Source organism: Algoriphagus sp. AK58 (assembly GCF_014324365.1).
In the GTDB taxonomy this organism is placed as follows: domain Bacteria; phylum Bacteroidota; class Bacteroidia; order Cytophagales; family Cyclobacteriaceae; genus Algoriphagus.
In genome coordinates this window covers 729,152-755,441 of record NZ_QEIG01000008.1, presented here as the reverse complement: position 1 = coordinate 755,441, position 26,290 = coordinate 729,152, and the positions used below count along the sequence as shown (strand labels likewise).

Genomic DNA, 26,290 nt, shown 5'->3' with positions numbered 1-26,290 from the left:
AGGGCTTTTGTCATTTGGCAGGAAAGCAAATCAGCGAAGCAATTCTCTGGAAATTACCAGCTTCTGAATCTCTGAAGTCCCTTCTCCGATGGTACATAGCTTGGCATCACGGTAGTATTTTTCCACCGGATAATCCTTGGTAAAGCCATAGCCTCCAAAAATCTGCACTGCCTCATTGGCAACAGAAACAGCTACTTCCGAAGCGTAAAGTTTGGCTTTCGCTCCCGTTAGGGTTACTTTTTGGCCCTTGTTTTTCAAGTCAGCTGCCTTGAAAGTCAATAGGCTTGCTGCCTCGACCTGAGTGGCCATATCTGCTAACTTGAAGGAAATTCCCTGAAAGCTGGAGATCGGTTTGTTGAACTGATGACGCTCTTTGGAATATTGAATGGCTGCTTCAAGCGCTCCTTCTGCAATGCCTAGAGATAGCGCGGCGATGGAGATTCGACCACCATCGAGGATTTTCATGGATTGGATAAATCCCTCTCCGACCTCGCCAAGCACCTGACTTTCGTGGATTCGGCAATCTTCGAAGATCATTTCAGCTGTCTCCGAAGCGCGCATGCCGAGTTTGTCTTCTTTCCGTCCACCTTTGAAGCCTGGAGTTCCTCTCTCTACAATAAATGCAGTCATGCCATGGCTGTCTCCCACTTCTCCGGTTCGAGCGATCACTACCGCCACATCTCCTGAATAGCCATGCGTGATAAAGTTTTTGGCACCGTTGATGACATAGTACTCCCCGTCCTTTTTGGCGACGGTTCGCATATTTCCGGCATCCGAACCTGTATTAGGCTCGGTCAAGCCCCATGCACCCAGCCATTCGCAGGTAGCAAGTTTAGGCAGGTATTTTCGCTTTTGCTCTTCATTGCCAAACATTAGGATGTGCCCGGTGCAAAGTGAATTATGCGCGGCCATGGAGAGGCCTACAGAGGGATCAAGCTTGGCGAGCTCAGCGATAGCCGTCACATACTCAAAATAGCCAAAGCCGGAACCTCCATATTCGGTGGGGACGAGTACGCCCATCAGGCCTAGGTCGCCGAGTTTTTTGAAAACTTCAATGGGGAAGTGGGATTGGTCATCCCATTCCTTCCGGAAAGGGGTAATCTCTTTGGCTCCGAAATCACGGATCATCTGGGCGATCATCCGCTGATTTTCATTCAGTGCAAAATCAAACATGAGTTACTAGTTGGGTTTATTTCTGATAATTCAAACTGTAAGATTCCGAATAAGTTTGGTTTGAGCAAACCGAACGATTCCATAGATGATGGGATCAAGATGCAGAACAAACCAATTATTATTTGATTGGATCAGGATTTTTCTGAATATTTTGGTTTAGATTTTCTCTATGGTTTTCATAATATTTGTTTTTGTTAGCTCCTTAAATATTTCCTGCCCGTGAAGAATTTGACATTTGTTTTGGCTTTATTAGTTCTGTTCTGCAATGGCTCAACTGTATTTTGCCAGACACCAAGACAAATTATTGATAGTTTGAAGTTGCGGGTTCAGGAAAAACTTCCACCTGATCAGCTTGCCAATATGTATGGAGAACTGGGCTGGCAATATGCTGCCATCAATCTAGATTCAGCTATATTTTTTGGAAAGATGGCCGTGGAAAAAGCGGAGGAAGCCAAGGATCTTAAGATTTTGGCTCAAGCCTATTCAGATTTGGGCAGCGGAATTTTGCAAAAGGGGGATTTGGATGAGTCTAAAAAATTATATCTGAAATCACTTCAACTTCGAATTCAGATTCAGGATTCTCTGGGTATGGCCAAATCATACAATGCACTGGGATTTATCCACCAGAGAAAATATGAGACAGACTCGGCCATCAGCTATTTCCTGAAGGCACTCCCCATCTTCCAAAAAGAAAATGCCGAGCTAAATGCTGCTGCGGTGCTCAATAACCTTGGGGTGATTTATCAAAATCTACCGGACTACCAAAAAGCCAAAAAAGCATACGAAGAGGCCATTTCCATAAGGGAACGTTTAGGAGATTTTCGCTCGGTGATTGGTAGTTACAATAATCTGGGAACAGTCTACAAATACCTGGGAGAGTTTGATCAGGCAGAGTCTTATTTCCAAAAGGCTATTGCTAAATCCGTAGAACTCGAGGATCCGATGAATCAGGCTATTTCCTATCGGATTTATTCTTTTTTCCTGATGGAAAAGGGGGAAATGAAGCAGCTTGAAGGAATCGCTAGAAGGGGACTAGAAGTAGCAAAAAAAGTTAATACACAGTACGAGGTGGCTGCCTTAGAAACGGCTTTGGGTACATCACTCAATGCGCAGGGAAAGTTCCGTGAAGCCAAACCGCTTTTGCTTTCTGCCGCTAAAAATTTCCAGGAACAAGGCTCTGAAGAAGATGTCCTTTTTCCTTATTTCGAATTGATCTCTGCCTATGCTTCCATGGGTCAACCTGACAGTTCGAGGTATTATTCCAACCTGTACCAACAAACCCTCCGAAGTAAGGTGGAAAAAGAGTCCAGAGAGGTTGTCGCCGAGCTCGAAACTAAATATCAAACTGAGCTGAAAGACCTGCAAATTGCTGAGCAGCAGCTCCAAATCCGAAACCAAAACCTGTTGATTTTTGGGTCCCTGGGATTGGCTTTTATTCTGGGTGTGGTGGGATACCTGCTCTACAGCCAACAAAAACTTAAAAACCGACAACTCCAGCAGGAGAGCGAACTTAAAGCGGCTTTGGCACAACTGGAAACCCAAAACAAACTTCAAGAACAGCGCATGCTCATCTCCAGAGACTTGCATGACAATATAGGTGCGCAGCTCACTTTTATCATTTCGGCAATCGAAAACCTGAAGTACTTCGAGCCCATCAAAGAACAACTGACTGCCCGCTATGACAGCATCGCTAATTTTACCAAGCAGACTATCACCGAACTTCGAGATACCATTTGGGCGATGAACAGCGGTCAAGTCACTTGGGATTCCCTGATTTTGAGGATTCAGGATTATTTACAAAAAGCCCGTGAGTCTAAATCTTCCATGCATTTTGACTGTGTGATCTCGGAAAATCTCGATCCCCAGTCACTTTTGAATTCTTCAGACAGTATTCAGGTCCTCCGAATAGTTCAGGAAGCTGTCCAGAATGCAGTCAAATACTCTGATGCATCCAGGGTAGAGATTAAGTTTCATTCCACCAAGAAAGACCATGTGGTAATCATCCATGACAATGGACGCGGTTTTGACCAAGGAACAATTATTTTGGGAAATGGGCTTTACAACATGCAGAAGCGCGCCGAGGAATTAGGAGGAACTGTGGAAATCAAGTCAGGACTCGGACAAGGAACTAAGGTAAAACTGGAGTGGCCTCTGGGTTGAAGCCAACGAGGAATGGATGAAGCTTTGCTGATCAAATAGGTTTTTTGCCGTATTCCTTGAGGAGATACCAATTCCTAGCTTTGATGGTTTCCTTGATCATGGCAGATTCTGTTCCTTTCGATATCCTCGTGGTGATTTTGGCCTCAGCAGCAATCCTGGGAGTATGTATCCTCCATTTATTGCTTTTTCGAGCGTATCGAAATGAAGAGATGCTTCACCAAATCCGATTGATCGATCTACAAAAGCTGGTGGATTTGGAGCTGGAGCGCTCCAAGAAATTTGCCGGTAATGTGGAAATTTTGAGCAAACAAAAGGAGGAAACTCAGGAAAAACTTGATCTGATCAAACTTCAATTAGAAGCTTTGAAGAAGGGGGAAAAGGGAGGCTAACTTTTCGTTTTAGGAGTGAATTTCATCCAATCTACCTGCAGTTCAAATCTATGCTTGGGTCTCTCCAAAGAATTGGGATTTGTCTCCACAGACCAATTGTCTGAATGCCAAAAATTCATCCTGTATTTGCTTGGATGTGTGGGGATGCCTCTTTCACCTGAATAGTACCAAAGAACCACTGTATCCTGTGTGATCGGATGAATCATCCACCACCTGATACGCTCAGCAGCCCAATCAAAACCGTAGGTGTGAAAATCAGCCGAGGCATCAAATCCGGGAATGGGTTGGATTTGTTCAGGTAAATTTTCAGCTCCGGTGAGTTTTTCTCTTTTTTTGGTTTTGTCTTCCCGATATTCTGTGGTGTAAATAATCCCTTTGGCAAGGTTGATAGTCCTTCCCACGCGTTTTAACGCTCCATTTTTACCGGTCCAAGTGCCCACATAAATAACTTCAGGATCGGCGATCAACCATTCAAAGTCGATTTCACTGAGTCCAAGCTCAGGATCATCGTGGTAGGTAAAGTATCCAACTACAGCACCTCATTGGGTTGGGTTTTTCTTGGGTCGGGGACTTTTAGCCGGGTAGAATAAGTGCCAAAGTGAGTAAAGTACTCGGAGATAATTTCTGGACCTTTTCCAGGGCCCACACTTTCTTTGGGGTCAAGTTTAAGGGAAAGGACCTCGTTTCCGGTCTTGCTTTTTACCCCTGATTTCCATTTGAATTTTGATTTTCGTCCAGTAGAACCATACCGGAAATGGTTCAATTTTTTGGAGTTAAAGTCTTCAAGGATTTCCCTTTCATTTTGCTGGTCTCCGGCTATCAGAAAGGTTGAAAGTAGCAAAAGGATAGGGTATAGCAGTTTCATGCGCAATGATTTGAATTAATCAGGCAAAGCAAAAGCTACGTAAGCATCTCCGCTTTTGGTGCCCTTGCCACCACCGCAGGCAATGACAAGGAATTGCTTGCCATTTTTCTCATAGACCGCCGGAGTAGCATGTCCAGCAGCGGGGAGTTGGGCTTCCCAAAGGAGTTTTCCGGTTTCTTTATTGAAAGCACGGATTTTCTCATCCTTGGTGGCAGCAATGAAAAGTACTCCACCGGCTGTCGCCACCGGGCCTCCGTAGTTTTCAATTCCTGTATTTTCAAATCCCATCGTTTTCAGGGAATCGATGGTTCCTAGCGGAATTTGCCATTTTTTCAATCCCGTATTCATATCGATAGCGGTCAAGAGCCCCCAAGGAGGATTGGAACCGTAGATTCCTTCCTTGGTAGTGAGTCGCTGATAGCCTTTCATGTAGTAGCGGGGATAAAGTTTGGAGCTTTCGGCTTCCAGTTCCTTTTTGTCTCCGGCATCGGCTTTTCCAAGAAGGTAGTCGATCAGAATTCCTCTTTCCTCAGCCGAAATATGGGAAAAGGCAGGCATGGCACCACGACCTTTGCGAAGCAATTGATCCAGGGAGTCAGCTGTGTATTTGTCTTTTAAGCCCAGCAAACTCGGCAAAGCAGGAGGATTGCCTTTTCGATCCAAGCCATGGCAATTGCCACAGTAGTTGCTGTAAATGGACAGGCCCACATTGCCGAAACTCGCATTGGGTGTCATGGCAATCAGCCAAGGAATTTGATTGGCATTGATGTACATCGTTTGAGTTTCGGGATCAAAGGAAGCTCCGCCCCATTCTCCGCCGCCGTCCATTCCAGGGAAGAGCACAATGGGTTTCTCCGGATGCGGAGGTGCCCAAGTATCGCCGATGATGGCGTTGCTGAGTTGATTTCGGATGTCATTTTCCCATGCTGGAGTCAGATTGAGGATATCTTTCTCCTCAAAAACCATATTCATAAACGGTTCAGGAAGAGAGGGAATCGGCTGGGTTTTGGAACTGACCTCTCCCGGCATCACGCTTTGAGTGACGGGTGTTTCAGTGATTGGCCAAATGGGTTTTCCCGATTCCCGCTCAAACACATAGGTATAGCCTTGCTTGGAAATCTGAGCTACTGCATCGATCCATTTGCCGTCCTTTTGGATTCGGATCAGATTGGGATTGGCGGGAAAATCCCGATCCCAAACATCGTGGTGTACCGCCTGAAAATGCCAAATCCGCTTGCCTGTTCGTGCATCCAGCGCCAAAAGCGAATTGGCGTACAGGTTATCTCCCGTGCGAAAGCCACCCCAAAAGTCATAAGTTGCCGAACCCGTCGGTACATATACAATTCCTCGGGAATAGTCCACGGTCATTCCTGCCCAGTTGTTGGCTCCGCCGATTTGTCGGATATGTTTTGGGTCCCAGGTTTCATAGCCTGCTTGACCTTCCTGCGGAATGGTGTGAAAAATCCAATCCCGTTTGCCGGTTTTGATATTGTAAGCTCGAATATGCCCGGGAGCGGCATCCAGACCTTCGGAAAGACGCATCCCCAAAATCAATTTGTCTTCAAAGACGACTCCGGGAGAATTGGAGACGATCAGAAAATCGGCCAAGTCCGTATCCAGATCCTTTCTCAGATCCACTTTTCCCTGATCCCCAAAACTCAAAATCGGCTCTCCGGTCAGGGCATTTACCGCCATCAGCCAATTGCCTGCCGTGAACAAAATCCGTTTGTCTTTGCCTTCCTCCCAATAGCTGACGCCACGGTTGGTTCCGGCCCAGGAATTTTCTCCACCCAAAATCTGAAACGGGTCAAATCTCCAGACTTCCGCACCGGTGGCCGCATCCAAGGCAAAGACATTCAGCTTGGGTGTCGTGGCATACAATAATCCATTGACCACGATGGGTTGGCACTGAATCTGACTTCGCTCCGTCGCGTCACCCGTGTGGTAGGTCCAAGCGACTTCAAGTTGAGCGACGTTTTCTTTGTTGATTTGGGTCAAGGCAGAATACCTCGATCCGTCCTCCGGGCCACCGTAATGCGACCAATTGGTGTAGTCGATTTCCGGTGCTTTTTCAGCGCAGGCAAAAGCCAAAAGGCAGGCTACGGTATAAAGAGGTTTGGGGAAGGTCATTTGGGTGAATTTTGAGGTTCGATAAACTCAGGCGAGGTGCTTTTCCATGTTTTGGGCTTTCGAGTCTGTTTTAGCCTGGGTCACCTGATCAAACTTTTTTTCATAATCTTCTCGGAGTGTACCGAAAAGTCGATCCCAAATCAGGGTGTAAAGCCCGTAGTTGCCATGGAAATACTGATGGTGTTGGTTGTGTGCAGTGCCGGTATTGATCCATTTTCCGATCCGGGTTCGCTGGAAGTTTTTGGGATAAAGCTCATACCCCAAGTGTCCATAGACATTGTAGGAAAACTGAAACAGCATGAATAAACCAAATGCGGCCTGATGAACCGGCAGCACAAATCCCAAAACCAGAATAATCCCGGCCTCGACCACAGCCTCAAAGGGATGGAAGGCATACGCTGTCCAAGGGGAAGGGTTGGTGGATTGGTGGTGAACTTTGTGGATGGCTTTGAACAATCGGGGATGGTGCATCATTCGGTGAGCCCAATAGAAGTAGGCATCGTGGATCAAAAACATCAAGGGAAAACTGAGGTAAAAGTAGACCCAACCGTATTTTTCCACATCGCGGTAATACAAGGTGTAGGGATCTAAAAGAACAAAAACCACCGCCGCCATGGTGGCAAAAATCAGAATGGTGATCAAGGAATAAGTGATGTCTCTTGAATAATCTTTGAGCTTGGGGAATTTGGCCTGCATCTTTCGGCTAGCCAAAATACCATGTAGAATAAAGTAGAAAAGAAAGAATACTGTGCCTGCAATCAGGAAATAGCGAAAGGTGACATTGCTGGCAATCCTAGTCCATCTAATCAAGAAATCATCCCAAATCATAATCTAGCCTTGAAGACTCTCAAGTTAATCAGAGAATCCTTTCCAAACCAAATGATGCATTTGGTCTCCTAGAGGAAACGACTATTCAAAGACTTAGGAATATCTTTCAGTACTTTGAAGCTTTCACTTTCTAAATCCATCCCAAAAAATCCTTTTGAGCCTTAGGGTCTTTGTGGCAAAAAAAAGTACCTACCTTTGGGCCATGTGGAAGGAAATCTCGGTTTTGGTCCGAAAGGAAATCACTCTCGAGTGGAGGCAGAAATACGCCTTGAATGGGATTTTGCTTTATGTGGTTTCGGCAGTTTTCATCACGTATCTGAGTGTGGGCGCCAAAATGGGCAACCTTTCTATCCCTACTTGGAATTCTTTGTACTGGATTATTATCCTTTTCTCGGCGGTGAATGCCGTAGCAAAAAGCTTTGTGCAGGAGCACCAAGGCCGCCAATTGTACTACTACATGATCGCTTCTCCGGAATCGATTATTCTTTCGAAGATTTTTTACAATACCGGGCTGACTTTGATTTTGGCATTGTTGGGCTACGGGGTGTTCTCTGTGATTCTGGGTAATCCTGTCCAGGATCAAAGTTTGTTTTTGCTCAATTTGGTGTTGGGTTCGGTGGGTTTTTCGGCCAGCTTGACCATGGTGAGCGGGATAGCTTCCAAGGCAGGAAATAACGCCACATTGATGGCGATTTTGAGTTTCCCGGTGATTATTCCGATTCTTCTGATGGCGATTCGTATTTCAAAAAATGCCCTTGACGGATTGGACTGGAGCGTGAGTGCGGATAAACTACTCAGCCTTTTAGCAATCAATGCCATCGTCGCAGTGACCGCTTATATTTTATTTCCCTATCTGTGGAGAAGCTGAGGGGATTTACGATACTTCGACTTTGCTTAGCACAAGTTTTTGATTGACGATTTACAAGGGACTGAAGAACTTCATTCTTTGAATTTGTCTCAGAACCCTATATGGCTTTAGCCTATTTTAAATAAATATCTCGCAATGCCTATCTTTTATTGATCCTTAGAGCTATTCAATTTTTCAATCCTTCAACTCCGCTCAAGGTGACTATTTTTATCAATCCTTCTATCTTTAAACCATGAAGAATAAAATTGCCTTAATCACGGGAGCGACCTCCGGGATCGGAAAAGCCTCTGCCATCACCTTGGCAAAAATGGGCTTTGATATCATCGCTACCGGCCGAAGAAAAGAACGATTGGACGAATTGGAGAAGGAATTACCCTCGGGAGTCCGCTATTTCCCATTGGTGTTTGATGTCCGTGACCGGGAAAAAGTCGGGGAAATTCTCGGAAATCTTCCTGCCGATTGGTCAGCAGTCGGTGTACTGATCAACAACGCCGGAAATGCCCATGGACTAGATCCTATCCAGACTGGAAATCTCGACGACTGGGATGCTATGATGGACATCAATGTGAAAGGCCTTTTGTATGTTTCTAAAGCGATTATCCCTGGTATGACCGAGCGCAAATCCGGGATTATCATCAATATCGGTTCGATCGCAGGAAAGGAAGTGTATCCCAACGGAAATGTGTACTGCGGCTCCAAGCACGCCGTGGATGCGATCACCAAGGGCATGCGGATGGACCTGAATCCCTTTGGGATCAAAGTGATCGGTATTCATCCCGGATTGGTGGAGACAGAGTTTTCCCTAGTGAGATTCAAAGGAGATGAGAAACGTGCCGAGACAGTGTATCAAGGCTACGAGCCATTAGTTGCTCAGGATATTGCAGACATTATCGAGTTTGTGGTGAATCGACCTCCTCATGTCGTGTTGGCAGATATCGTGGTGCTTCCAACGGCCCAGGCTGCTGCAACTTTGGTTAAGAAGAACCTGCAGTCATGAGAAAAGTCTTATTGGTAGTATTCTCCTTGTCATTTGCCTGTTCTTCACCAAAGAGTGATCAGGAGACTTTTTCGGAGCAGCAGCGCGAGTCTTTTTTTGAAAAGGAACAAAATCAGTCTGAGCAGTCAAAGGACGAGTTACCCCAACTCGAAAAAACGCTGATTGATCAGGGTTTGGTGGATATTGAAAAAGTGATTCCAGGCATCAAAGTAGAACTGAAATACTCTACAACCGATAATTTTTTCGGAAAGGATGTGTACGGAGACCATGTGCGATGCTACTTGCAGCCGATCGTTGCTGAGATGCTGGGTAAAGCCCAAGCTTCTTTACAAAAAGAATATCCTAATTTGACACTGTTGGTGTATGATGGCGTTCGTCCCCTTAGCGTGCAGCAGATTCTTTGGGATAGCTTGGACAAGCCGGACAGCATCAAGCCTTTGTATGTCTCAGATCCGAAGATCGGAGGGTTGCATAACTTCGGCGTAGCAGTAGACCTGACCATTTTTGATACAGAGTCTGGAAAGCCATTGGATATGGGGACAACCTACGATTACTTTGGCTATCCTGCCTATCCTGACCGGGAGCTACAGATGCTTGCTGAAGGAAAAATCACCAGAACCCATGTAGCCAACCGGGAAATCCTCAGAAAAGTGATGAAAGGAGCAGGATTTACAGGAATCGGTAGCGAATGGTGGCATTTCAATGCATTTTCACGAAAAGAAGCCGGTGAAAAATTCCAACTTATCAAATAACTCCATCACTGGATTTTGGAGGTCAGTATAAGTTTCTTTCAATCCGAAATCCGATATTCCAAATCCGAAATCAAAAATCCCAATAACCTATGAATCTCAAATCCACCTTCCTTACTTTAATTCTGGCATTGATAGTCAGTGTTGCCTCTTTTGCTCAGCAGGGAGGACAGTTCCGAGTTCTTGTATTCTCCAAGACGGCTGGATTCCGACATCAGTCTATTCCAAATGGTGTCATGGCCATTAAAAAATTGGGAGAGAAACATGTCTTTTCAGTGCATACCACGGAGGATGCCAATCATTTTACCGATGAAAATTTGGCTAAATACGACGTTATTGTACTCATGAGCACTACAGGGACGATCTTCAATGATGCGCAGAAAGCTGCATTCCAAAAGTTTGTTCAAAGCGGGAAAGGGGTAGTAGGCATTCATTCCGCCACGGATACCGAATACGAATGGCCTTGGTACAATCAGCTGATCGGGGCTTACTTTTTGGCTCACCCACGTCAGCAGACCCTTCGGCTTCAAGTGGTCGACAAAAACCATCCGGCAACTTGGCATCTGCCGGAAAACTGGCTTTGGACGGACGAACTCTATGAGTTCAGAAATGTCAATTCCAATATCAAGGTTCTCTTGAATGCAGATGAATCCACCTATGAGCCAGCTAAAGCAATGGGAGCCAATCACCCTATGGCTTGGTATCATGAGTTTGATGGGGGGCGAGTGTTTTACACTGCGCTCGGCCACGTAGATGCAGTTTGGGAAGACCCGGATTTCCTAAAGCATGTCTACGGAGGCATTTGGTATGCCGCCAAAGGAAAATTACCAAAGTAATTGGCTAAAATAGAGAGGCCTCGGAACTTCCGGGGCCTTTTTTGGTTTTTCTTTGCATACCTAATTGAATTATCCCATGCTTAAAGCTCAAGCCCGTCCTGTTCACCTCTACATGGAGGCCAATCCAAATCCCAATTCTTTGAAATTTGTGGCCAACTTTATGTTGGTCGATGAGGGTGTAAGTTTTGATTTTCCAGATGCAGAAAGTGCCGGCAACAGCCAATTGGCCAAAGAACTATTTAATTTTGCAGCAGTTCAGCGGGTGTTTATCGCATCCAATTTTGTCACTGTGACCAAATCTGAGGAAGTGGAATGGCCGGAAATCCAGAATATCATCCGCGATCATATCAAACAATATCTGGAGTCTGGTCATAAAGCGGTTCAGGTCTCTTATGATAAGGATCCTCTTTTTGATGAGAATGACTCAGAGATTGTCAAAAAAATAAAAGGGATTTTAGACGAATACATCCGCCCTGCCGTAGAGCAGGATGGGGGAGCCATAGTATTTCATTCCTTTACCGATGGGGTAGTGAAAGTGCTTTTGCAGGGTTCCTGTTCCGGATGTCCTTCCAGCACCATCACGCTGAAAGCCGGCATTCAAAATCTCCTCACCCGCATGCTTCCCGAGGTTAAGGAAGTGCAGGCTGAAGGTATTTAAAAATCGATTATATCATGGGCAAAAGAGACTGGTCCTGGGCCTTCCTTGGAATATTGGCTTTGGTCATCCGGTATTTTGCCATTCAAAATCCCGAAGCTACAGACGAGCTGTATTCCAGGAAGTTTTTTCCGGGAATCCGAAACGTAATTGATATGACACTGGGGCATTTACCTTTCCCCAGTGTTTATCTTTTTGTTTTGATCGTGTTTTTGGTAATAGGAGTTTTTGGAATCAGGTTTGTCAGAAAGCAAGGCTGGAAATCCAAAACAGTTTATACCATTCAAGCCACTTCCAATGGAGTTGGAGCGCTGGTCTTTTTCTTTTTGATCCTTTGGGGATTCAATTATCAGCGAACCCCCATTTTTCAGCAGCTGACACTAAAGCCCAAATCCCTAAATCTAGAGCAGCTTGAATCTGAAATAAAAATCACTCAACGTCTCGTAGAGCAGTACCGAAGTCGGATCAAAGAAGATACCTTGGCGATAACAGAGATTCTCGAATATCCTGAGCTGGAACATTTGGTCAGGTCTAACATGAGTGAGAATTTGGAAATTTTGGGTCTGAACTTTACTGGAAGACCTCGTACCAAGCAGTTCCCTCCTCCTGGATTTATGCGTAAAATGGGAATTTTGGGGATCTATTTCCCCTTTACCGGAGAAAGCTATATTGATCCCACCTTACATCCTTTGGAGCAACCTTTCACCATCGCACACGAAATGGCTCACAGCTATGGAGTGACTGACGAGGGGGAAGCCAATTTTATAGCTTGGGTGATCTGTACCAATTCAGAGGCCCCTCTTTTGAGGTATTCAGGGCATTTGCGTCTGCTTCAGTACCAGATGCGTGACTACTACCGTATGGCTCCGGATGAGTTTAGGACTTGGGTGAAAACTCTCTCCAAAGGAGTCCGAAATGATCTCAATTCAATCCGGGAAGCCAGTGAAGCGGTTAAACCTTTTTCCTTGGAGCTTAGTAGAAAATCCAATGATATTTTCCTAAAGACTCAAGGGGTAAAAGCAGGAGTCAACTCCTATCAGCAGCTGCCCATGCTTGCCTATGCTTGGAGAAAAAGAATGAATTTGGAAGATTAATTATTTGGTTTTTGCTCAAAGGAGATTAGTTTTAAAAAATTAATTTCTTTACCCAATGATTCGCTTTACATTCTTTTCACTCTTTTCTCTTCTATCTTTCACTTCACTTCAGGCACAAATTACCATTGACACCGAGCGTGACAAGGAAAACAACGTGAATTTTTATGCCAATAACCCCACGGAGATTCCCTATTCAGTCATTCTGAACTTTTCCCAGCTCCAAAATATGACTACGCCTGCGGGAGGAAACACCACAGCTGTAGCTACTCCAGGACGGACGAAGGTAGCCACCCTTAGACCCACCTTGGCAGGGCAGGGCACTAGCTATCGGTATTCCTTCACTTTTGCAAAAGGAAATGTCTACGCCAAGTCCAAAGTGAACCCTTCCTATCTCGTGCCTGTATCTGAGGGTACTGTGGTAAAGGCAGTATTGAATAATCCTCTAGCTTCTACTGTAGGAGATGAAACGGCCAAAGGTTCTTATGTGGGCGTTTCCTTTATGTTTGATCAGCCTGTGCAGATTGTAGCACCGAGGAAAGGGATTATAGCCGATATGAAGATGGATGCCAATGTATCGGGAAATAACCTGAGTTATGCAGCCGAGGAAAACTTCATCGAGATCTACCATGAGGATGGAACCTTCACCAAGCTGACAGTGATGAAGGCTGGTTCGGAAAAAGTGAAAGTCGGTCAACAAGTCTTCCCAGGAGATGTCTTAGCGGACTCAGGAGGTGAAAATTACTCCCAAGGCCCCCATGTACGAATGATCAACATCAGGACTGTAAAAGACAATGATCGATTGATCTATCAGCCATTTCCGGTCAGTTTTGTCAGCGATAAAGGAGATTTGGAAATCAAACAGTACGTGACTTTTTCAGTAGTACATCCAGAAGAGGTGAAGATGCTGGAGATGAGCAAAAAAGAATTGAAAACTTACCAAGAAGGCAAGTAAAATTGGGATAGGCTATTTCCGATTTCCAACCCACACGCCAAGAATTACTGCAGCGATTCCCAGGTAATGTCCTAAAAGCAGAACTTCCCCGTCCAACACTCCCCACATGATCGCCACAATCGGAATGGTGTAGGTGACCAGACTGGCAAAGAAAGGACTGGCGCTTTTGACCATGATGTTGAATAGAATAAGGGCAGTGGCTGTACCGACCATTCCCAAGAGCGTGACATAGCCTAAAGCTTCCCACGCCCTAGGATGGGTGACAAGTTTGTAAGAAAATTGGGTGCCCGCAAATAAATAGATCAAAGCCAATGGCAAGATCATCAAAAGTGAGATGGAGGAGATCTCGATGGATTTGAGTTTTGTAAATCGGGTTTTGATCACATGCAGATTGAAGCTGTAGCAGATACAGGCGGCAATTACAAACAGCGCGTAGGCATTGATTCCTGCTAAAGAGTCCCAGCCCCCGCCTTCTTTGTAAGTCACCAAAATGATCACGCCTACAAAGGCAATCACTAGTCCGAAGGCATTTCTTCGGGTAATTTGGGTATTAAAGAAAATGGCTCCTACCAATACGACAAAGAGAGGAGTGAGCGCATTCAATACGCCCGTGAGCGAACTGCTAAGTTGGGTTTGTGCCAAAGGGAAAAGAAAAGCTGGAATAAAACTTCCCAGCAAACCTGCCAAAAGGAGGTTTTTAACTTGGGTTCGGTTCAGGTGCTTGATTCTCGGAAGAGACAAAGGCAAAAGTAAACTGGCTGCAGCTACCATACGGTACGCGCCTACCTCACCTGGGGAAAAGACCTCCAGACCCCGTTTGATCAAGATAAAAGAACTTCCCCAGATTAATGTCAGTACCACGAGGAGTGCCCAATTTTTAAGACTGTTTTCGGAAGTGGCTGAATTCATGGGGTACTTGGTGATTTCGCGTGCAAAGGAAACAATTCTGAAAGAGAATCGGCTAAAAAAAAGAACCTCAGAGGTCAAAATTCTGAGGTTCGGTTATTTTCAGTTTTGGAATTCATAATCAGCGTAAGCTTCGGCTACCCTGTCTAGAATTTCCGAAACCTGAGCATAAGTTTCTGCGGTGACCATTTCGGTCCGGTAGGTCTTGAAGTTGGGCATTCCGCGGAAATAATTGGTGTAGTGTCTTCGCATTTCCAGAATTCCCTGCTTTTCCCCTTTCCACTCAATGGAAAAATCCAGATGCTTTTTAGTAACAGCGATTCGTTCCGCCAAATCCGGAGCGGTAAGTTTTTCCCCCGTCTGGAAATAATGCTTGATCTCATTGAATATCCACGGATAGCCGATCGAAGCCCGTCCGATCATCATCCCATCCACGTTGTATTTGGACCGGTATTCTGCAGCTTTTTCTGGCGAATCAATGTCTCCGTTTCCAAAGACAGGAATATGGAGTCTGGGATTATCTTTGACCAGATTGAGGTAGGACCAGTCGGCTTCGCCTTTGTACATCTGCTGACGGGTACGTGCATGAATGGAAATGGCCTGGATTCCCACGTCCTGAAGCCTTTCGGCTACTTCCACAATGCGGATCGTGTCGTGACTCCAGCCCAGTCGGGTCTTGACAGTGACGGGAATATTTACCCGTTTGACGATCTCGGCAGTCATGGAGACCATTTTGTCGATATCCAGGAGAATGCCTGCTCCGGCACCTTTACAAGCGACTTTGTGCACAGGGCAGCCGTAGTTGATGTCCAAAATATCCGGCCCGGCTGCTTCAGCGATGGCAGCAGCCTCTCGCATGGATTCTATTTCTGCTCCGAAAATCTGAATTCCCACGGGTCTTTCGTAGTCGTACACATCCAGCTTTTGGACACTTTTGGCAGCGTCTCGAATCAATCCTTCGGAGCTGATGAATTCAGTGTACATGAGGTCTGCCCCATTTTGCTTACATACCGCTCGGAAGGGCGGATCACTCACATCTTCCATGGGGGCGAGCAGGAGCGGAAACTCTCCCAACTCTATATTTCCAATCTTAACCACTTCTCAATTCTAAATTTGGCGTAAATTTAGCCCAAATATGGAGATTTACGAAACCCAATCCGAAATAGCCAAACGTAAGAACTGGCTTTTGTCCCTGGTAGTCATTGTTTTAGTCACCTTTGGGGCTTTGGTTCTTCTCCAAGCTTTAGCTGTCGCATTTATCCCGTTTCTTTTTAAGATATCTATCGAAGACCTGATGAGTCTCATCAATGGGAACTATGACGTTCCTAACGGTCGAATGGCTATGCTTTTTGTTCAGGGTATAGGATCGGGTATTGGCTTTTGGGTGGCAGCTTGGATAATCATCCGATTTATCGAAAAGGCAGATTTGCATTGGGATATTCAAAATTCCAGAGTCAATGGTAAAAATTTAGGTTTGGTACTGGGAATGACCCTCGCCGGAATGTTTTTCAATGGTCTTTTGGTTTATTGGAACGCGCAATTGGACCTGCCGGATTCTATGTCGAGTTTGGAAAACTGGATGAAGGAGATGGAAACCCAGCTCATGGAGTTGACCAAGTTTTTGACCGATTTCCAGTCAATTCCTGAACTTCTGACCGGTATTTTGGTAATCGGTGTATTTGCTGGGATAGGAGAGGAGATGTTTTTCAGAGGCTTGATCCAGCCCAAAATGCAGGGCTATTTCAAATCCGCCCATTGGGGGATTTGGATTACTGCGATTGTATTCTCGGCCATCCATGTGCAGTTTTATGGCTTTTTGCCAAGGGTATTTCTAGGGGCTCTGTTTGGATATATGTACCATTATTCCGGGAGTTTGATTTACCCGATTTTGGCACACATTTTTAATAACTCGCTCACAGTTTTGATGGTTTATTTGGCCAATCAAGGCCATGTGGATTTCGATTTGGAGTCCACTGATGCGGTGTCTTATCCGGCAGGCATTCTTGGACTTTTGGTTCTTATACTTGGATTCCTTTACTTTAAAAAAGTCAACTTGACTGAGCATGGAAAATTGGATCAGGGTATTTGAGGATCAAAATCAGATTAGGGCAGAGATTGTCAAAGGTGTGTTGGAAGAGAAGGGTGTTCCTGCTGTAGTATTAAATAAAAAAGAATCGGTGTACCAACTCCATGGTACCTACCAAGTCTTGGTTCCCAACGAACAAGCCCTTTTTGCACTCCAATTGATACAGAATGAGATCGAGTTTTAATATCAATAATTATAGCAATCTGGCACAGCGTGCGATCACTGCACTGGTAGGTGGCTTGGTCGTGGTTTTGGGCTCGATCTATTCCGATTGGACCTATTTTTTGATTTTTGCTGGGATTTTGGGTTTTTCTCAAATGGAGTTTTACAAGCTTTCCGGCCTGGATGGGATGTTACCGTTGAAAAGTTTTGGGACTTTCCTAGGCCTGATGATTTTCACTTTGACCTTCATGATCGAGAAGGAAAGACTGTCTCATGAGTATCTTTATTTGATTTTCCCTCTGGTTTCGCTGACTTTTTTCATTAAGCTTTATAAAAAGACAGACAAAAAACCCTTTACCGGAGTGGCTTTTACCTATTTGGGGATTTTCTATGTGGCGGTTCCCTTTTCTCTTTTGAATTTGGCAGTATTCTCCGTGGATGCGGTATATCATTATGAGATTTTGATCGGGTGCCTGTTGATCCTATGGGCAAGCGATACCGGGGCTTATTTTGCGGGTACCAAGTTTGGCAAGACAAAACTTTTTGAGCGTGTGTCTCCCAAGAAGTCTTGGGAGGGCTTTTTGGGCGGGGCTTTTTCTGCCATTGCCATAGCCTTTATCATTTCTCAGTATTTTACCGTTCTAGAGGATTGGAAGTGGCTGGTCATTGCAGGCATCATTATCATCGCGGGTACGTATGGAGATTTGGTCGAGTCCTTGTTTAAGCGTTCGATTGAGATCAAAGACTCCGGAAATGGGCTTCCCGGTCATGGAGGTTTTATGGACCGTTTTGACGGATTGTTACTTTCCGCTCCCTTTATTACCGCCTTTTTGAAAATCTTTTAATTCAAGGGCGGGCAGTTTGAAAAACTGCTTAAGTTTGTATCGCATTTCACTTTATTAAAAAACCCAATATGGCTTACATTGAACCGGCTCCGATCAAGGATAAAGAAAATCCATTGGAGTCAATGATGGAGAGATTCAACATCGCGGCTGAAAAACTCGGCTTGTCTGATGAGGTGTACAACGTACTTAAAAATCCTGCCAAGCAAGTAATCGTTTCCTTACCGATCACCATGGACAACGGCAAAATCCAAGTGTTCGAAGGAATTCGTGTGATTCATTCCAATATTCTGGGACCAGCCAAGGGCGGTATCAGATTTGCTCCGGACGTGCACCTGGATGAAGTAAGAGCACTTGCCGCTTGGATGACTTGGAAGTGCGCAGTAGTGGACATTCCTTACGGAGGGGGTAAAGGAGGTGTGAGATGTAACCCAAGGGAGATGTCCAAAGGCGAAATCGAGCGATTGATGCGTGCCTATACCATGGCGATGATCGACGTCTTCGGCCCGGATAAAGATATTCCTGCACCGGATATGGGTACAGGACCAAGAGAAATGGCTTGGTTGATGGACGAATATTCCAAAGCGCACGGAATGACAGTTCCTGCTGTGGTAACAGGCAAGCCATTGGTATTGGGAGGATCACTTGGAAGAACGGAGGCTACCGGTCGTGGGGTAATGGTTTCGGCATTGGCTGCCATGCAAAAGCTGAAAATCAATCCATTCCAAGCTACCTGTGCTGTTCAGGGTTTCGGAAACGTAGGAAGCTGGGCAGCCAGACTTCTCGAAGAGAGAGGATTGAAAGTAGTGGCGATTTCGGACCATACCGGAGCATTTTACAATGAAAAAGGAATCAACATTGTGGAGGCTATTGCCTATAGGGATTCCAATAACGGAACCCTGGAAGGCTTCACCGGTGGCGATAAAATGGAAAATGCCGGCGATCTCCTGACCTTGGAAGTAGATGTACTCGTGCCTGCTGCGGTGGAAGACGTGATTACAATCGCCAATGCCGATAAAATCAAGGCTAAGCTCATCGTAGAAGGGGCGAATGGACCTACTTCAGCCAAGGCGGATGCGATTTTGAATGAAAAAGGAATTATGGCTGTGCCGGACATTTTGGCCAATGCAGGCGGGGTGACCGTTTCCTACTTTGAGTGGGTTCAAAACCGACTCGGCTACAAGTGGACTGCTGACCGGGTCAACAGACGATCTGACCGCATTATGAAAGATGCTTTCGACCATGTATATGAAGCTTCGGTTAAATACAATGTACCTATGAGAATTGCTGCATACATCGTGGCTATAGACAAAGTGGCAAAGACCTACACCTTCCGTGGAGGTTTCTAAGACAAGTTCAGGCTAAAAATTTTAACTTTGGGCGTGGGGAGAGTTTCTCCACGCCTTTTTATTGATAAAAATATGATGACAATTCATAAAGAAGGAAGAGTGCTTTTGTTCTGGATGATGATCATTCTGGTGGCGCTCAATTATTTGCTTTACTATTATTTGCCGGATGAGAGGCTGTTGATGAACGTGGCTATCATGGTAAGTGTGATACTTTATCTCATCGTGCTTCAGTTTTTTAGAAATCCGGTTTTTAATCCTCCTCAGGAAGATGGGATTGTCTTTGCACCTGCTGACGGAAAAGTGGTCGTGATTGAAGAGGCCGTGGAGGATGAGTATTTGAAAGAAAAGCGAAAGCAGGTTTCCATCTTCATGTCTCCGATCAATGTGCATGTGAATCGCTCTCCCGTCAAAGGCATAGTGGAATACTTCAAATATCATCCCGGAAAATACCTGGTAGCATGGCATCCAAAGTCAAGCACGGAAAATGAGCGTACTTCTATGGTGATCCGCGATACCAAAGGCAACAAAATCATGGTGAGACAGATCGCGGGTGCTTTGGCAAGACGGATCAAATGGTATGTCAAAGAAGGCACTCCGCTTGAGCAAGGGGGTGAGTTTGGGTTTATCAAGTTTGGTTCGCGAGTAGACCTTTATCTCCCTCTTGATGCTGAGATTCTATGCCACATGGATCAAGTGACCAAAGGTGCAAGGACTCCGATTGCGAGATTGAAATAAAAGGTATGTGAATGTATCATTTAGACTAGTCAATCCGTAATGGTTGTAACTTCAACCAAATTTTAATCCCATGAAAAAGATTTTTCCATTAGCGATTGCGGCAGTATTTTCCACGCTTTTCTCCTGCACTGAGAGTGAAAATCCAGCCAGCCCACTAATTGGGACTTGGGAAAAAAGGCAGTTTGTAGATTCCTTAGATCTCTGGTTTGTAGATGTCATGGAATTTAAAAATGACAGCATTTTTGATCTTTCCAGTATCGTCCGAGAGACGGAAACTGGCCCAACTTTAGGTTATCGTTTGGTGACAACTTCTTGGTATAATTTAGATGGGAATACCTTCACCTATTATTATTCTGATGGATTATTTTATTTTGGTCATTTGGATGGAAAAGCTCCACTCTATGTTCCTAAGTCGGAATTAAGGCCAGGGGTAATTGATTTTTTTAGAAAACCGGAAGGTCTCTTGACCTTTTCTTCTGATCGAAGGATCTTTCAATTTCAACCAAACTGCTTTGTTTTTAACGAAGATCGGGATTGCGTACCATTTCCTCTGGAAGAATATATTCGAGTAAATTAATTTAAAAAAGCCTCTTTCGATTAAAAAGAGGCTTTTTTTGATCTATAGACCCACCAAGCTAGAAATGCGGTACTAAGAAAAAATATCAGAGTCGTCCATTCAAAAGTTCTTCTTTCGGTTATTTTCTTTTCCACTTCGGCTTCCTTTTCAGCAAGTGTTCGCTTGAGAATCTGTACTTCCCTCTCGAGCTTCATGGTAATGGATTTGTAATCTTCTTTTTCTTGGGAAATAGTGACTTTTTCAATAGATCCCTGCATCCTCAGCTCATCCATAATCTGATTGTCTTTTACCAGAATGCGCTCCAGCCACTCGTTGGTTTCGATCATGTCTTTTTTGGTTCGATTGCCAAAAATCCCCGTTTTTTTGCTTTCAGAGGACTTCCATTGGGAGTGGAGTTGGTCGCGCTCCTGAATCAGCCGTTGGAGTTTGGCGCTCTCTGTACTGTCGGCTTGGAACACACTTAGCCAAAGGGTAAAAATAAAAGTCAGCATATCTGTTCGATTTATGCTGACTTTTGCAAAATACAAGCCAATTCAGTAAGGAGTGGTCAGTGTTCAGTCACGGTTTTCACCACTGTTTACTGATCACTACCTACTGACCACTGTTTTTCCAGGCTCTTGTCATTTCCTTTTTTCCGGGAGGTCCGGGAAGAGTTTCTACTTCGAGTCCAAGTTCTTTGAGATCTCGCTTCAGCTGGCCCATGGCACAATAGGTGGTGAAAACTCCTCCGGGTCTCATGGCATCCGTCACTTTTTTCAAGACCTCTTTTTTCCAGAGTTCCGGTTGCTTGCTCGGTGCAAAAGCATCAAAAAATACCACGTCAGAAGGGTAAAGCTGTGCTTCCTCCAAGGTAGTCTTGTCTTTTTTCATATTGAAATATTCCGAAACCGGTCCTCCTTCATTCCAGGGGAACTGATGCAAAGCCTCGAAGTATTTATGGTAATGCCAAATGCTGTGGTCGTGTTCGATGTAGTTGAGCTGGGAGTAAATCTCCTTTTCCAATGGAAAAGGCTCAATCGTGTGATAAAGGACAGGGATCTGGTTCTGCTCTGCCCATACTAAGGTCAACCAGGCATTGAGTCCGGTACCAAACCCGACTTCAAAAATCCGTATCGGGTATTTTCTCGGATTTCTCGCCAACCAAGAATCCAACCCATAGATCATAAACACATGGATCGATTCCCGATATGCCCCATGAAAACTATGGTAGGTTTCCTGAAGACCTTCGTGGTAGAGGGAATGTGAACCGTCCTCGGTAGTAATGATTTTTACTGGATGGTTGCTCATACTTTATATATCAATGCAGTGCAATAAGCTGACACACCTTCTTCTCTTCCCACGAATCCCAGCCATTCCGAAGTGGTGGCTTTGATGGAAATAGCCTCTTCAGCTACATTCATTACTTCGGCCAGGCAGGATTTCATGGCGGGGATGTGGGGATTGAGTTTGGGGACCTGAAGGCAGACGGTGGAATCAAGGTTCCCCACTTCATAGCCTCCCTCCCGGATCATTTTCATGACTTCCTTTAAGAGAATCTTGCTGTCAATTCCTTTGTATTTGGGGTCTTTGTCCGAAAAGTGATAGCCGATATTTCGCATATTGGCGGCACCGAGCAGTGCATCGCAGATCACATGGATAAGAACATCGGCATCGGAATGCCCAACGGCTCCCTTGGAGTGTTCTACTTTGATGCCTCCCAGCCAAAAGTCATAGCCTTCTTTCAGCTGATGCACATCGTATCCAAAACCTATTCTAAATGGGGTCATGCGTGGTTGGATTGGTAATAAAGTACAGAAGATTGATCTTCTTTTAAGAGTCGATTTGCCCAGGATTTAATCTGGTCCGGGCTGAGTTGTGATTTTTGGTCAAACTCCTGCCAATATAAAGCAGGATCACCCAAATGGGCAAAGTAGGCCAGGTTCATGGCACGATTGAGAAGCTGCACCGATTCGTAGGTTTTCATGGCCTCTCCCTGATTTTTGATTTTTTGTAGGGCTTGCTCGGAAATCTCCATCTTCAAGAAGTCATCAATTACCTCATCCAAAGCTTTTTCAGCTTCTTGGGCTGATACACCCTGTTCCATTTTTCCCGAAAATACCAGCAAACCAGGGTCAACAGAGCCGGTAATATAAGCGCCGACAGACGCAAATATCTTTCCATTTTTGACCAGGCGCTGTTCGAGGATGGAAGACTTTCCAAATCCAAGCAAATCACTGATCAAATCCGCCTCCAAATATCCTAGCTCACCTTTTCCGGGCATTTTGTAGGTTTTATACAGTGCGTCTGTGGGCACTTTGGCCTGGACCTTTTTAAGTCGTTTTCCCTCTTGAGGGAGTTCTCTTGGAATCAGATGGGCACGCTCTTTTTGTGCAGGTATTGGTTCAAACCATCTTTTTGACAAAGCCTCTATCTGAGAGCGGGTCACATCACCGGCCACAACCAGAATTGCATTGCCAGGGTGATAGTGCTTTTTGTAAAAATCCCATACATCCTCACGGGTATATCCTTCGATATCTCCGAGATCTTTTCCTATGGTCGGCCATTGATAAGGGTGAATTTCAAAGGCTATTTCTCTCAGCTGGTGCCATACATCACCGTAAGGCTGATTGAGGTAGCGCTGCTTAAACTCCTCCATGACGACCTTGCGTTGAGTTTCGATGGTTTTTTCGCTCAGTGTCAGTTGCAGCATCCGGTCCGACTCCAGCCAGAAGGCCGTTTCGATGTTGGATGCGGGCAGTGTCATGTAATAATTAGTGATATCCGGGCTGGTAAAGGCGTTGCAGGAACCGCCTACTCGCTCAAGTTCCCTGTCAAATACTGGTACATTGGCGGAGCTTCCAAACATCAAGTGCTCAAAGAAGTGAGCCAAGCCTGTCTTGCCTTTTTCCTCAAACCGTGATCCCACCTTATATAATAGGTTGAACACCACAATCTTTGAGCTGTGGTCTTCATGGACAATTACTTCCATGCCGTTGTCAAGAAAAAACCGGTGATAGTCGAGCATAGCTTTGTTTTCTTAGGAAGTTCAAATGGCAGGGATTTGTTTAGGGTCCAAGATCCCAAACTCTGATATTTCTTTTGGAATTGGTCTGCCTGCCATTGATGTAAGAAGTCCTGATTTTTACAAAAAAAACCGAACTTTGGTTCAGATCGCTAAGTTAGAGTTCCCAAACAGACTTCTCACCCATCCCAATGAAAAAACACTGCGTAGATCTGAGCAAAACAGGCCAGTTTTCCTCCTTTTTTTTAGACTATATACAAGGTAAGGAAGAGTTAAAACCATTTTACTCCCATTTGCCAAAGGTGGAGAGCTTTCGGGAAGCGATCGATGCCAAAGGGTTTTCAGCAGAGAAAAGGCAGGTTTTACATCGTGCCTTGCAGCAGCAATATGAAGGAATTGTAGTTGGAGAGGAAGTGGAGATGAATATTGAGGCACTTAAGGATGAGAAGACCTTCACGGTGACCACCGGTCATCAGCTCAACTTGTTTACCGGCCCCCTCTACTTTATCTATAAAATCGTCTCCACCATCAATCTTGCAAAAAAGCTTCAGGTGTCTTATCCTGAATATAGGTTTGTCCCTGTCTATTGGATGGCGACGGAAGATCACGACTTTGAAGAAATCAATTACTTCAAGTTGGATGGTAAGAAGTATCAGTGGCAGTGTAATCAAACAGGCGCAGTAGGGGATTTTGAATTGGACGCATCTTTTAAAGAATTTCTAAAGTCGGTAAGCTTTGCTCCGTCATTTTTCAAAGAGGCCTACTCTTCTAGCAAAACCTTGGCAGAAGCGGTGAGAAAATATGTAAATCACTTTTTTGGTTCCTATGGGTTGGTGGTAGTGGATGGAAATGGTGCCTCTTTGAAAAGTTTGTTAAAGGAGGTGATTCTATCTGATTTATTTGAGCACCTCCCCTATAAAAAAGCCCAGGAGGCTACCCAGAAGTTAGAAAGTTTTGGCTACAAAAGCCAGATCTTTCCTCGAGAAATCAATTTGTTCTACTTAGACCGAGGAGTCAGGGAGCGGATTGAGCGTACCGCCCAAGGTTTCCAGGTAGTGAATACGGAGCTAAGCTTCACCGAAGAGGAGATGAGGAAATTGGTGGATGCTAAACCGGAGAGATTCAGTCCCAATGTGGTTCTTCGACCTTTATATCAGGAAATAATACTTCCCAATCTTGCCTACTTGGGCGGTCCGGCAGAGGTGGTCTATTGGCTTCAGCTTAAGGGGGTGTTTGACCAGTTTGAAACTCCCTTTCCGGTATTGATGCCCAGAAACTTCGCATTGCTTTTGGATGGTCCGGTTTTGAAAAAAATTGCCCAGTTAGGGTGGACCCGAGAGGATTTGTTTAGAGACTTTGAAAAGTGGAAAAGGGAGTTTGTTCAAAAGGAATCCAAATTTGATTTCACTTTGGAAGACGAACGAAATATTATCAATGACTTATTTGACAGAAAAGCAAAAGATGCATCATCTTTGGATCCGAGTTTGGCCAATGCTTTTGAGGCGGGGAAAGTCCGCAGTTTGAAAGTGCTGGACCAGATGGGGACAAAATTGAGAAAAGCGGAGGAGCGAAGATTACAGATTGAGCTTAATAGAGCCCAATCAGTTATGGAATATGCTGCTCCAGGGGGAAGTCCTCAGGAAAGGGTGGTCAATATGATGCAGTTTTATCTGTCCCACCCTGACTTGTTGGAAGAGCTGTTGGGCTGTTTTGATCCGTTCGATTATCAAATGATGGTGCTTGAAATTGCATGAAAACCAAACAGGAACTCCGCTCAGCTTATAGGCAGTTGAGAAAAAAACTTAACCCAGAGCAGGTCAAAGAAAAGTCAATCGCTATCCGTAGTCAGTTTGAAGGATGGCTTTCGGAAAGAGAACCCCTCACTCACTTCCATCTGTTTTTTCCAATTGATCGTTTCAATGAGGTTAATACTTTTTACATCATGGAGCTGTTGGAGCAAAAAGACAAAGTGATCTATACTTCTCAGGTAAGCAAAGATTCTTTGGATATGGATACTCTCAAGCTGCCAAAGGATGCTGCCTTTTTTCTGGATGAGTGGGGAATTCCTGTGCCACAGGAATCCATAATGGTATCTCCAAGCAAAATCCAGGTGATTTTTGTTCCTCTATTGGCGTATGACCGTCAAGGAAATCGAGTTGGATTTGGCAAAGGATATTATGATCATTTTCTGGCTAAGCTTGGACCGGACGTAATCAAAATTGGCTTAAGCTTCTTTGAGCCCGAAGAGAAGGTGAATGCAGAAGCTCATGATGTTGCGCTTGATTTTTGTATAACTCCCAAAAAAGTTCTTACTTTTTGAGATCAATTACCTGAATCTCATCTATGAAGAATTGGATCAAGTTGGCGGGATTTTTTATTGGCTTTTTGTTTTTAAACGAGGCCAAGGCCCAATTTCAAATGCGAGAGTACAACACTATGGTGGGATTTCGTGCAGGGACGTCGATTGGGGGATCGGTAAAAAGGTTTGTGACGGATCACTCTGCGGTAGAACTGATGGTTTTCAATCGATGGAAGGGTTGGAGTGGTACTTTGTTGTATGAGCATCACATGGAGATCCGTGAATTCCGAGGAATGGAATGGTACCTTGGAGGAGGAGGACATTATGGGATTTGGAGAGAACCTCAGGCCGAACCCCCTTGGGTTTATAAAGGAACCGAGGATTACAAGGTTTATGGAGTAGATTTTATTGTAGGTTTAGAATATAATTTTTACAACACAAATGTTTATTTAAGTTTAGATTGGAAGCCGGCTTATAATTTTGTGGACTTCACAAAGCTCTGGTGGGATGAGGCATCCTTTACATTAAGATATTCCTTCTAATTTTGAAAAACCGGTTAAAAAATCAACCGGTTTTTTGATTTTTTGCAAAAAATGGACTGAATTCGTGTCAAAATGAAAGGGAATATTTTGATTTT

The 26,290-nt window shown here is 44.7% G+C and carries 29 protein-coding genes; 18 read left to right on the top strand and 11 right to left on the bottom strand.

Annotation, left to right across the window (positions count from 1 at the left end; genetic code table 11):
- Window positions 1-30: 30 nt before the first annotated feature.
- Entirely contained in the window at window positions 31-1,173 is a 1,143-nt protein-coding gene (locus DDT91_RS10120) for an acyl-CoA dehydrogenase family protein (protein WP_187176037.1), read from the bottom strand.
- Between the two features lie 312 nt (window positions 1,174-1,485).
- On the opposite strand from DDT91_RS10120, the gene DDT91_RS10115 reads away from it, so the two are divergent.
- Window positions 1,486-3,333 carry a tetratricopeptide repeat protein gene (locus DDT91_RS10115; RefSeq protein ID WP_187176036.1) on the top strand — a complete coding sequence of 616 codons (1,848 nt, stop codon included), beginning with the start codon at window positions 1,486-1,488 and terminating at the stop codon, window positions 3,331-3,333.
- 83 nt (window positions 3,334-3,416) lie between these two features.
- Complete coding sequence (locus DDT91_RS10110; RefSeq protein ID WP_187176035.1) at window positions 3,417-3,722, top strand: hypothetical protein; 306 nt, start codon at window positions 3,417-3,419, stop codon at window positions 3,720-3,722.
- On the opposite strand, the gene DDT91_RS20615 is transcribed toward DDT91_RS10110, so the two are convergent.
- From DDT91_RS20615 to DDT91_RS10095, 4 genes are all read right to left on the bottom strand, one after another.
- On the bottom strand, window positions 3,719-4,189 hold the full coding sequence (locus tag DDT91_RS20615) for a family 16 glycosylhydrolase (RefSeq protein WP_255502066.1): 471 nt from the start codon (window positions 4,187-4,189) through the stop codon (window positions 3,719-3,721). The genes DDT91_RS10110 and DDT91_RS20615 overlap by 4 nt on opposite strands.
- Before the next feature lie 62 nt (window positions 4,190-4,251).
- Window positions 4,252-4,587, bottom strand: coding sequence for a hypothetical protein (locus tag DDT91_RS20610; protein ID WP_255502065.1), 336 nt, complete (start codon window positions 4,585-4,587; stop codon window positions 4,252-4,254).
- Between the two features lie 15 nt (window positions 4,588-4,602).
- Window positions 4,603-6,717 (bottom strand): PQQ-binding-like beta-propeller repeat protein, encoded by a 2,115-nt coding sequence (locus DDT91_RS10100; RefSeq protein WP_187176034.1) that lies wholly within the window; start codon window positions 6,715-6,717, stop codon window positions 4,603-4,605.
- 27 nt (window positions 6,718-6,744) lie between these two features.
- Window positions 6,745-7,545 carry a sterol desaturase family protein gene (locus tag DDT91_RS10095; protein WP_222718623.1) on the bottom strand — a complete coding sequence of 267 codons (801 nt, stop codon included), beginning with the start codon at window positions 7,543-7,545 and terminating at the stop codon, window positions 6,745-6,747.
- Window positions 7,546-7,747: 202 nt separating this feature from the next.
- On the opposite strand from DDT91_RS10095, the gene DDT91_RS10090 reads away from it, so the two are divergent.
- The 7 genes from DDT91_RS10090 to DDT91_RS10060 all read left to right on the top strand — a co-directional run bounded on the left by DDT91_RS10090 (window position 7,748) and on the right by DDT91_RS10060 (window position 13,696).
- A complete protein-coding gene (locus tag DDT91_RS10090) occupies window positions 7,748-8,413 on the top strand; it encodes a heme exporter protein CcmB (protein ID WP_187176033.1) in 666 nt (221 codons plus the stop codon).
- Window positions 8,414-8,645: 232 nt separating this feature from the next.
- Window positions 8,646-9,410 carry an SDR family NAD(P)-dependent oxidoreductase gene (locus DDT91_RS10085; RefSeq protein ID WP_187176032.1) on the top strand — a complete coding sequence of 255 codons (765 nt, stop codon included), beginning with the start codon at window positions 8,646-8,648 and terminating at the stop codon, window positions 9,408-9,410.
- Window positions 9,407-10,162: a M15 family metallopeptidase gene (locus tag DDT91_RS10080; RefSeq protein ID WP_187176031.1), complete on the top strand. Its 756-nt coding sequence runs from the start codon at window positions 9,407-9,409 to the stop codon at window positions 10,160-10,162. The genes DDT91_RS10085 and DDT91_RS10080 overlap by 4 nt, the downstream gene beginning before the upstream one ends.
- A gap of 89 nt (window positions 10,163-10,251) precedes the next feature.
- Entirely contained in the window at window positions 10,252-10,995 is a 744-nt protein-coding gene (locus DDT91_RS10075) for a ThuA domain-containing protein (RefSeq protein WP_187176030.1), read from the top strand.
- 76 nt (window positions 10,996-11,071) lie between these two features.
- Window positions 11,072-11,653, top strand: a complete 582-nt coding sequence (locus tag DDT91_RS10070; RefSeq protein WP_187176029.1) for a NifU family protein — start codon at window positions 11,072-11,074, stop codon at window positions 11,651-11,653.
- A 14-nt stretch (window positions 11,654-11,667) separates the two neighbouring features.
- Window positions 11,668-12,744, top strand: a complete 1,077-nt coding sequence (locus DDT91_RS10065; RefSeq protein WP_187176028.1) for a DUF3810 domain-containing protein — start codon at window positions 11,668-11,670, stop codon at window positions 12,742-12,744.
- A 55-nt stretch (window positions 12,745-12,799) separates the two neighbouring features.
- Window positions 12,800-13,696 carry a M23 family metallopeptidase gene (locus tag DDT91_RS10060; protein WP_187176027.1) on the top strand — a complete coding sequence of 299 codons (897 nt, stop codon included), beginning with the start codon at window positions 12,800-12,802 and terminating at the stop codon, window positions 13,694-13,696.
- Window positions 13,697-13,708: 12 nt separating this feature from the next.
- Here DDT91_RS10060 and DDT91_RS10055 read toward each other — a convergent pair whose 3' ends face one another.
- The gene (locus DDT91_RS10055) at window positions 13,709-14,605 is read right to left on the bottom strand and encodes a DMT family transporter (RefSeq protein ID WP_187176026.1); all 897 of its coding nucleotides are present in this window, start codon (window positions 14,603-14,605) and stop codon (window positions 13,709-13,711) included.
- 99 nt (window positions 14,606-14,704) lie between these two features.
- Window positions 14,705-15,700, bottom strand: coding sequence for a tRNA dihydrouridine synthase DusB (dusB, locus tag DDT91_RS10050; RefSeq protein ID WP_187176025.1), 996 nt, complete (start codon window positions 15,698-15,700; stop codon window positions 14,705-14,707).
- A 37-nt stretch (window positions 15,701-15,737) separates the two neighbouring features.
- On the opposite strand from dusB, the gene DDT91_RS10045 reads away from it, so the two are divergent.
- The 6 genes from DDT91_RS10045 (at window position 15,738) to DDT91_RS10020 (ending at window position 20,353) form a co-directional block, all read left to right on the top strand.
- Window positions 15,738-16,691: a CPBP family intramembrane glutamic endopeptidase gene (locus DDT91_RS10045; protein WP_187176024.1), complete on the top strand. Its 954-nt coding sequence runs from the start codon at window positions 15,738-15,740 to the stop codon at window positions 16,689-16,691.
- Window positions 16,666-16,872, top strand: a complete 207-nt coding sequence (locus DDT91_RS10040) for a putative signal transducing protein (RefSeq protein ID WP_187176023.1) — start codon at window positions 16,666-16,668, stop codon at window positions 16,870-16,872. Before DDT91_RS10045 ends, DDT91_RS10040 begins: the two co-directional genes overlap by 26 nt.
- Window positions 16,856-17,695 carry a phosphatidate cytidylyltransferase gene (locus DDT91_RS10035; protein WP_187176022.1) on the top strand — a complete coding sequence of 280 codons (840 nt, stop codon included), beginning with the start codon at window positions 16,856-16,858 and terminating at the stop codon, window positions 17,693-17,695. The genes DDT91_RS10040 and DDT91_RS10035 overlap by 17 nt, the downstream gene beginning before the upstream one ends.
- A gap of 68 nt (window positions 17,696-17,763) precedes the next feature.
- Window positions 17,764-19,041 carry a Glu/Leu/Phe/Val dehydrogenase gene (locus DDT91_RS10030; RefSeq protein ID WP_187176021.1) on the top strand — a complete coding sequence of 426 codons (1,278 nt, stop codon included), beginning with the start codon at window positions 17,764-17,766 and terminating at the stop codon, window positions 19,039-19,041.
- A gap of 75 nt (window positions 19,042-19,116) precedes the next feature.
- The gene (locus tag DDT91_RS10025) at window positions 19,117-19,776 is read left to right on the top strand and encodes a phosphatidylserine decarboxylase family protein (protein ID WP_187176147.1); all 660 of its coding nucleotides are present in this window, start codon (window positions 19,117-19,119) and stop codon (window positions 19,774-19,776) included.
- 70 nt (window positions 19,777-19,846) lie between these two features.
- Window positions 19,847-20,353, top strand: a complete 507-nt coding sequence (locus DDT91_RS10020) for a hypothetical protein (RefSeq protein ID WP_187176020.1) — start codon at window positions 19,847-19,849, stop codon at window positions 20,351-20,353.
- A gap of 20 nt (window positions 20,354-20,373) precedes the next feature.
- Here the strand turns inward: DDT91_RS10020 and DDT91_RS10015 are convergent, their stop codons facing one another.
- The 4 genes from DDT91_RS10015 to DDT91_RS10000 form a co-directional block, all read right to left on the bottom strand.
- Complete coding sequence (locus tag DDT91_RS10015; protein ID WP_187176019.1) at window positions 20,374-20,844, bottom strand: Clp protease ClpB; 471 nt, start codon at window positions 20,842-20,844, stop codon at window positions 20,374-20,376.
- 100 nt (window positions 20,845-20,944) lie between these two features.
- Window positions 20,945-21,640 carry a tRNA (5-methylaminomethyl-2-thiouridine)(34)-methyltransferase MnmD gene (gene mnmD, locus DDT91_RS10010; protein ID WP_187176018.1) on the bottom strand — a complete coding sequence of 232 codons (696 nt, stop codon included), beginning with the start codon at window positions 21,638-21,640 and terminating at the stop codon, window positions 20,945-20,947.
- On the bottom strand, window positions 21,637-22,119 hold the full coding sequence (ispF, locus tag DDT91_RS10005; protein WP_187176017.1) for a 2-C-methyl-D-erythritol 2,4-cyclodiphosphate synthase: 483 nt from the start codon (window positions 22,117-22,119) through the stop codon (window positions 21,637-21,639). The genes mnmD and ispF overlap by 4 nt, the downstream gene beginning before the upstream one ends.
- Window positions 22,116-23,357 carry a pitrilysin family protein gene (locus DDT91_RS10000; protein ID WP_187176016.1) on the bottom strand — a complete coding sequence of 414 codons (1,242 nt, stop codon included), beginning with the start codon at window positions 23,355-23,357 and terminating at the stop codon, window positions 22,116-22,118. The genes ispF and DDT91_RS10000 overlap by 4 nt, the downstream gene beginning before the upstream one ends.
- Before the next feature lie 188 nt (window positions 23,358-23,545).
- Between DDT91_RS10000 and bshC the strand changes: the two genes are divergently transcribed.
- Genes bshC through DDT91_RS09985 form a run of 3 tightly spaced genes read left to right on the top strand, consistent with a single transcriptional unit; the run spans window position 23,546 to window position 26,195 of the window.
- Window positions 23,546-25,108 (top strand): bacillithiol biosynthesis cysteine-adding enzyme BshC, encoded by a 1,563-nt coding sequence (gene bshC / locus DDT91_RS09995; RefSeq protein WP_187176015.1) that lies wholly within the window; start codon window positions 23,546-23,548, stop codon window positions 25,106-25,108.
- Window positions 25,105-25,674, top strand: coding sequence for a 5-formyltetrahydrofolate cyclo-ligase (locus DDT91_RS09990; RefSeq protein WP_187176014.1), 570 nt, complete (start codon window positions 25,105-25,107; stop codon window positions 25,672-25,674). The genes bshC and DDT91_RS09990 overlap by 4 nt, the downstream gene beginning before the upstream one ends.
- Window positions 25,675-25,697: 23 nt before the next feature.
- Window positions 25,698-26,195, top strand: coding sequence for a hypothetical protein (locus DDT91_RS09985; protein WP_187176013.1), 498 nt, complete (start codon window positions 25,698-25,700; stop codon window positions 26,193-26,195).
- Window positions 26,196-26,290 lie beyond the last annotated feature (95 nt).

Excerpts from the sequence above, each read along its gene's own strand:
- DDT91_RS10120 (WP_187176037.1), bottom strand. The coding sequence starts at position 1,173 with ATGTTTGATTTTGCACTGAATGAAAATCAGCGGATGATCGCCCAGATG.
- DDT91_RS10110 (WP_187176035.1), top strand. The coding sequence starts at position 3,417 with ATGGTTTCCTTGATCATGGCAGATTCTGTTCCTTTCGATATCCTCGTG.
- DDT91_RS20610 (WP_255502065.1), bottom strand. The coding sequence starts at position 4,587 with ATGAAACTGCTATACCCTATCCTTTTGCTACTTTCAACCTTTCTGATA.
- DDT91_RS10100 (WP_187176034.1), bottom strand. The coding sequence starts at position 6,717 with ATGACCTTCCCCAAACCTCTTTATACCGTAGCCTGCCTTTTGGCTTTT.
- DDT91_RS10095 (WP_222718623.1), bottom strand. The coding sequence starts at position 7,545 with ATGATTTGGGATGATTTCTTGATTAGATGGACTAGGATTGCCAGCAAT.
- DDT91_RS10090 (WP_187176033.1), top strand. The coding sequence starts at position 7,748 with ATGTGGAAGGAAATCTCGGTTTTGGTCCGAAAGGAAATCACTCTCGAG.
- DDT91_RS10085 (WP_187176032.1), top strand. The coding sequence starts at position 8,646 with ATGAAGAATAAAATTGCCTTAATCACGGGAGCGACCTCCGGGATCGGA.
- DDT91_RS10080 (WP_187176031.1), top strand. The coding sequence starts at position 9,407 with ATGAGAAAAGTCTTATTGGTAGTATTCTCCTTGTCATTTGCCTGTTCT.
- DDT91_RS10075 (WP_187176030.1), top strand. The coding sequence starts at position 10,252 with ATGAATCTCAAATCCACCTTCCTTACTTTAATTCTGGCATTGATAGTC.
- DDT91_RS10070 (WP_187176029.1), top strand. The coding sequence starts at position 11,072 with ATGCTTAAAGCTCAAGCCCGTCCTGTTCACCTCTACATGGAGGCCAAT.
- DDT91_RS10065 (WP_187176028.1), top strand. The coding sequence starts at position 11,668 with ATGGGCAAAAGAGACTGGTCCTGGGCCTTCCTTGGAATATTGGCTTTG.
- DDT91_RS10060 (WP_187176027.1), top strand. The coding sequence starts at position 12,800 with ATGATTCGCTTTACATTCTTTTCACTCTTTTCTCTTCTATCTTTCACT.
- DDT91_RS10055 (WP_187176026.1), bottom strand. The coding sequence starts at position 14,605 with ATGAATTCAGCCACTTCCGAAAACAGTCTTAAAAATTGGGCACTCCTC.
- DDT91_RS10045 (WP_187176024.1), top strand. The coding sequence starts at position 15,738 with ATGGAGATTTACGAAACCCAATCCGAAATAGCCAAACGTAAGAACTGG.
- DDT91_RS10040 (WP_187176023.1), top strand. The coding sequence starts at position 16,666 with ATGGAAAATTGGATCAGGGTATTTGAGGATCAAAATCAGATTAGGGCA.
- DDT91_RS10035 (WP_187176022.1), top strand. The coding sequence starts at position 16,856 with ATGAGATCGAGTTTTAATATCAATAATTATAGCAATCTGGCACAGCGT.
- DDT91_RS10030 (WP_187176021.1), top strand. The coding sequence starts at position 17,764 with ATGGCTTACATTGAACCGGCTCCGATCAAGGATAAAGAAAATCCATTG.
- DDT91_RS10025 (WP_187176147.1), top strand. The coding sequence starts at position 19,117 with ATGACAATTCATAAAGAAGGAAGAGTGCTTTTGTTCTGGATGATGATC.
- DDT91_RS10020 (WP_187176020.1), top strand. The coding sequence starts at position 19,847 with ATGAAAAAGATTTTTCCATTAGCGATTGCGGCAGTATTTTCCACGCTT.
- DDT91_RS10015 (WP_187176019.1), bottom strand. The coding sequence starts at position 20,844 with ATGCTGACTTTTATTTTTACCCTTTGGCTAAGTGTGTTCCAAGCCGAC.
- mnmD (WP_187176018.1), bottom strand. The coding sequence starts at position 21,640 with ATGAGCAACCATCCAGTAAAAATCATTACTACCGAGGACGGTTCACAT.
- ispF (WP_187176017.1), bottom strand. The coding sequence starts at position 22,119 with ATGACCCCATTTAGAATAGGTTTTGGATACGATGTGCATCAGCTGAAA.
- DDT91_RS10000 (WP_187176016.1), bottom strand. The coding sequence starts at position 23,357 with ATGCTCGACTATCACCGGTTTTTTCTTGACAACGGCATGGAAGTAATT.
- bshC (WP_187176015.1), top strand. The coding sequence starts at position 23,546 with ATGAAAAAACACTGCGTAGATCTGAGCAAAACAGGCCAGTTTTCCTCC.
- DDT91_RS09990 (WP_187176014.1), top strand. The coding sequence starts at position 25,105 with ATGAAAACCAAACAGGAACTCCGCTCAGCTTATAGGCAGTTGAGAAAA.
- DDT91_RS09985 (WP_187176013.1), top strand. The coding sequence starts at position 25,698 with ATGAAGAATTGGATCAAGTTGGCGGGATTTTTTATTGGCTTTTTGTTT.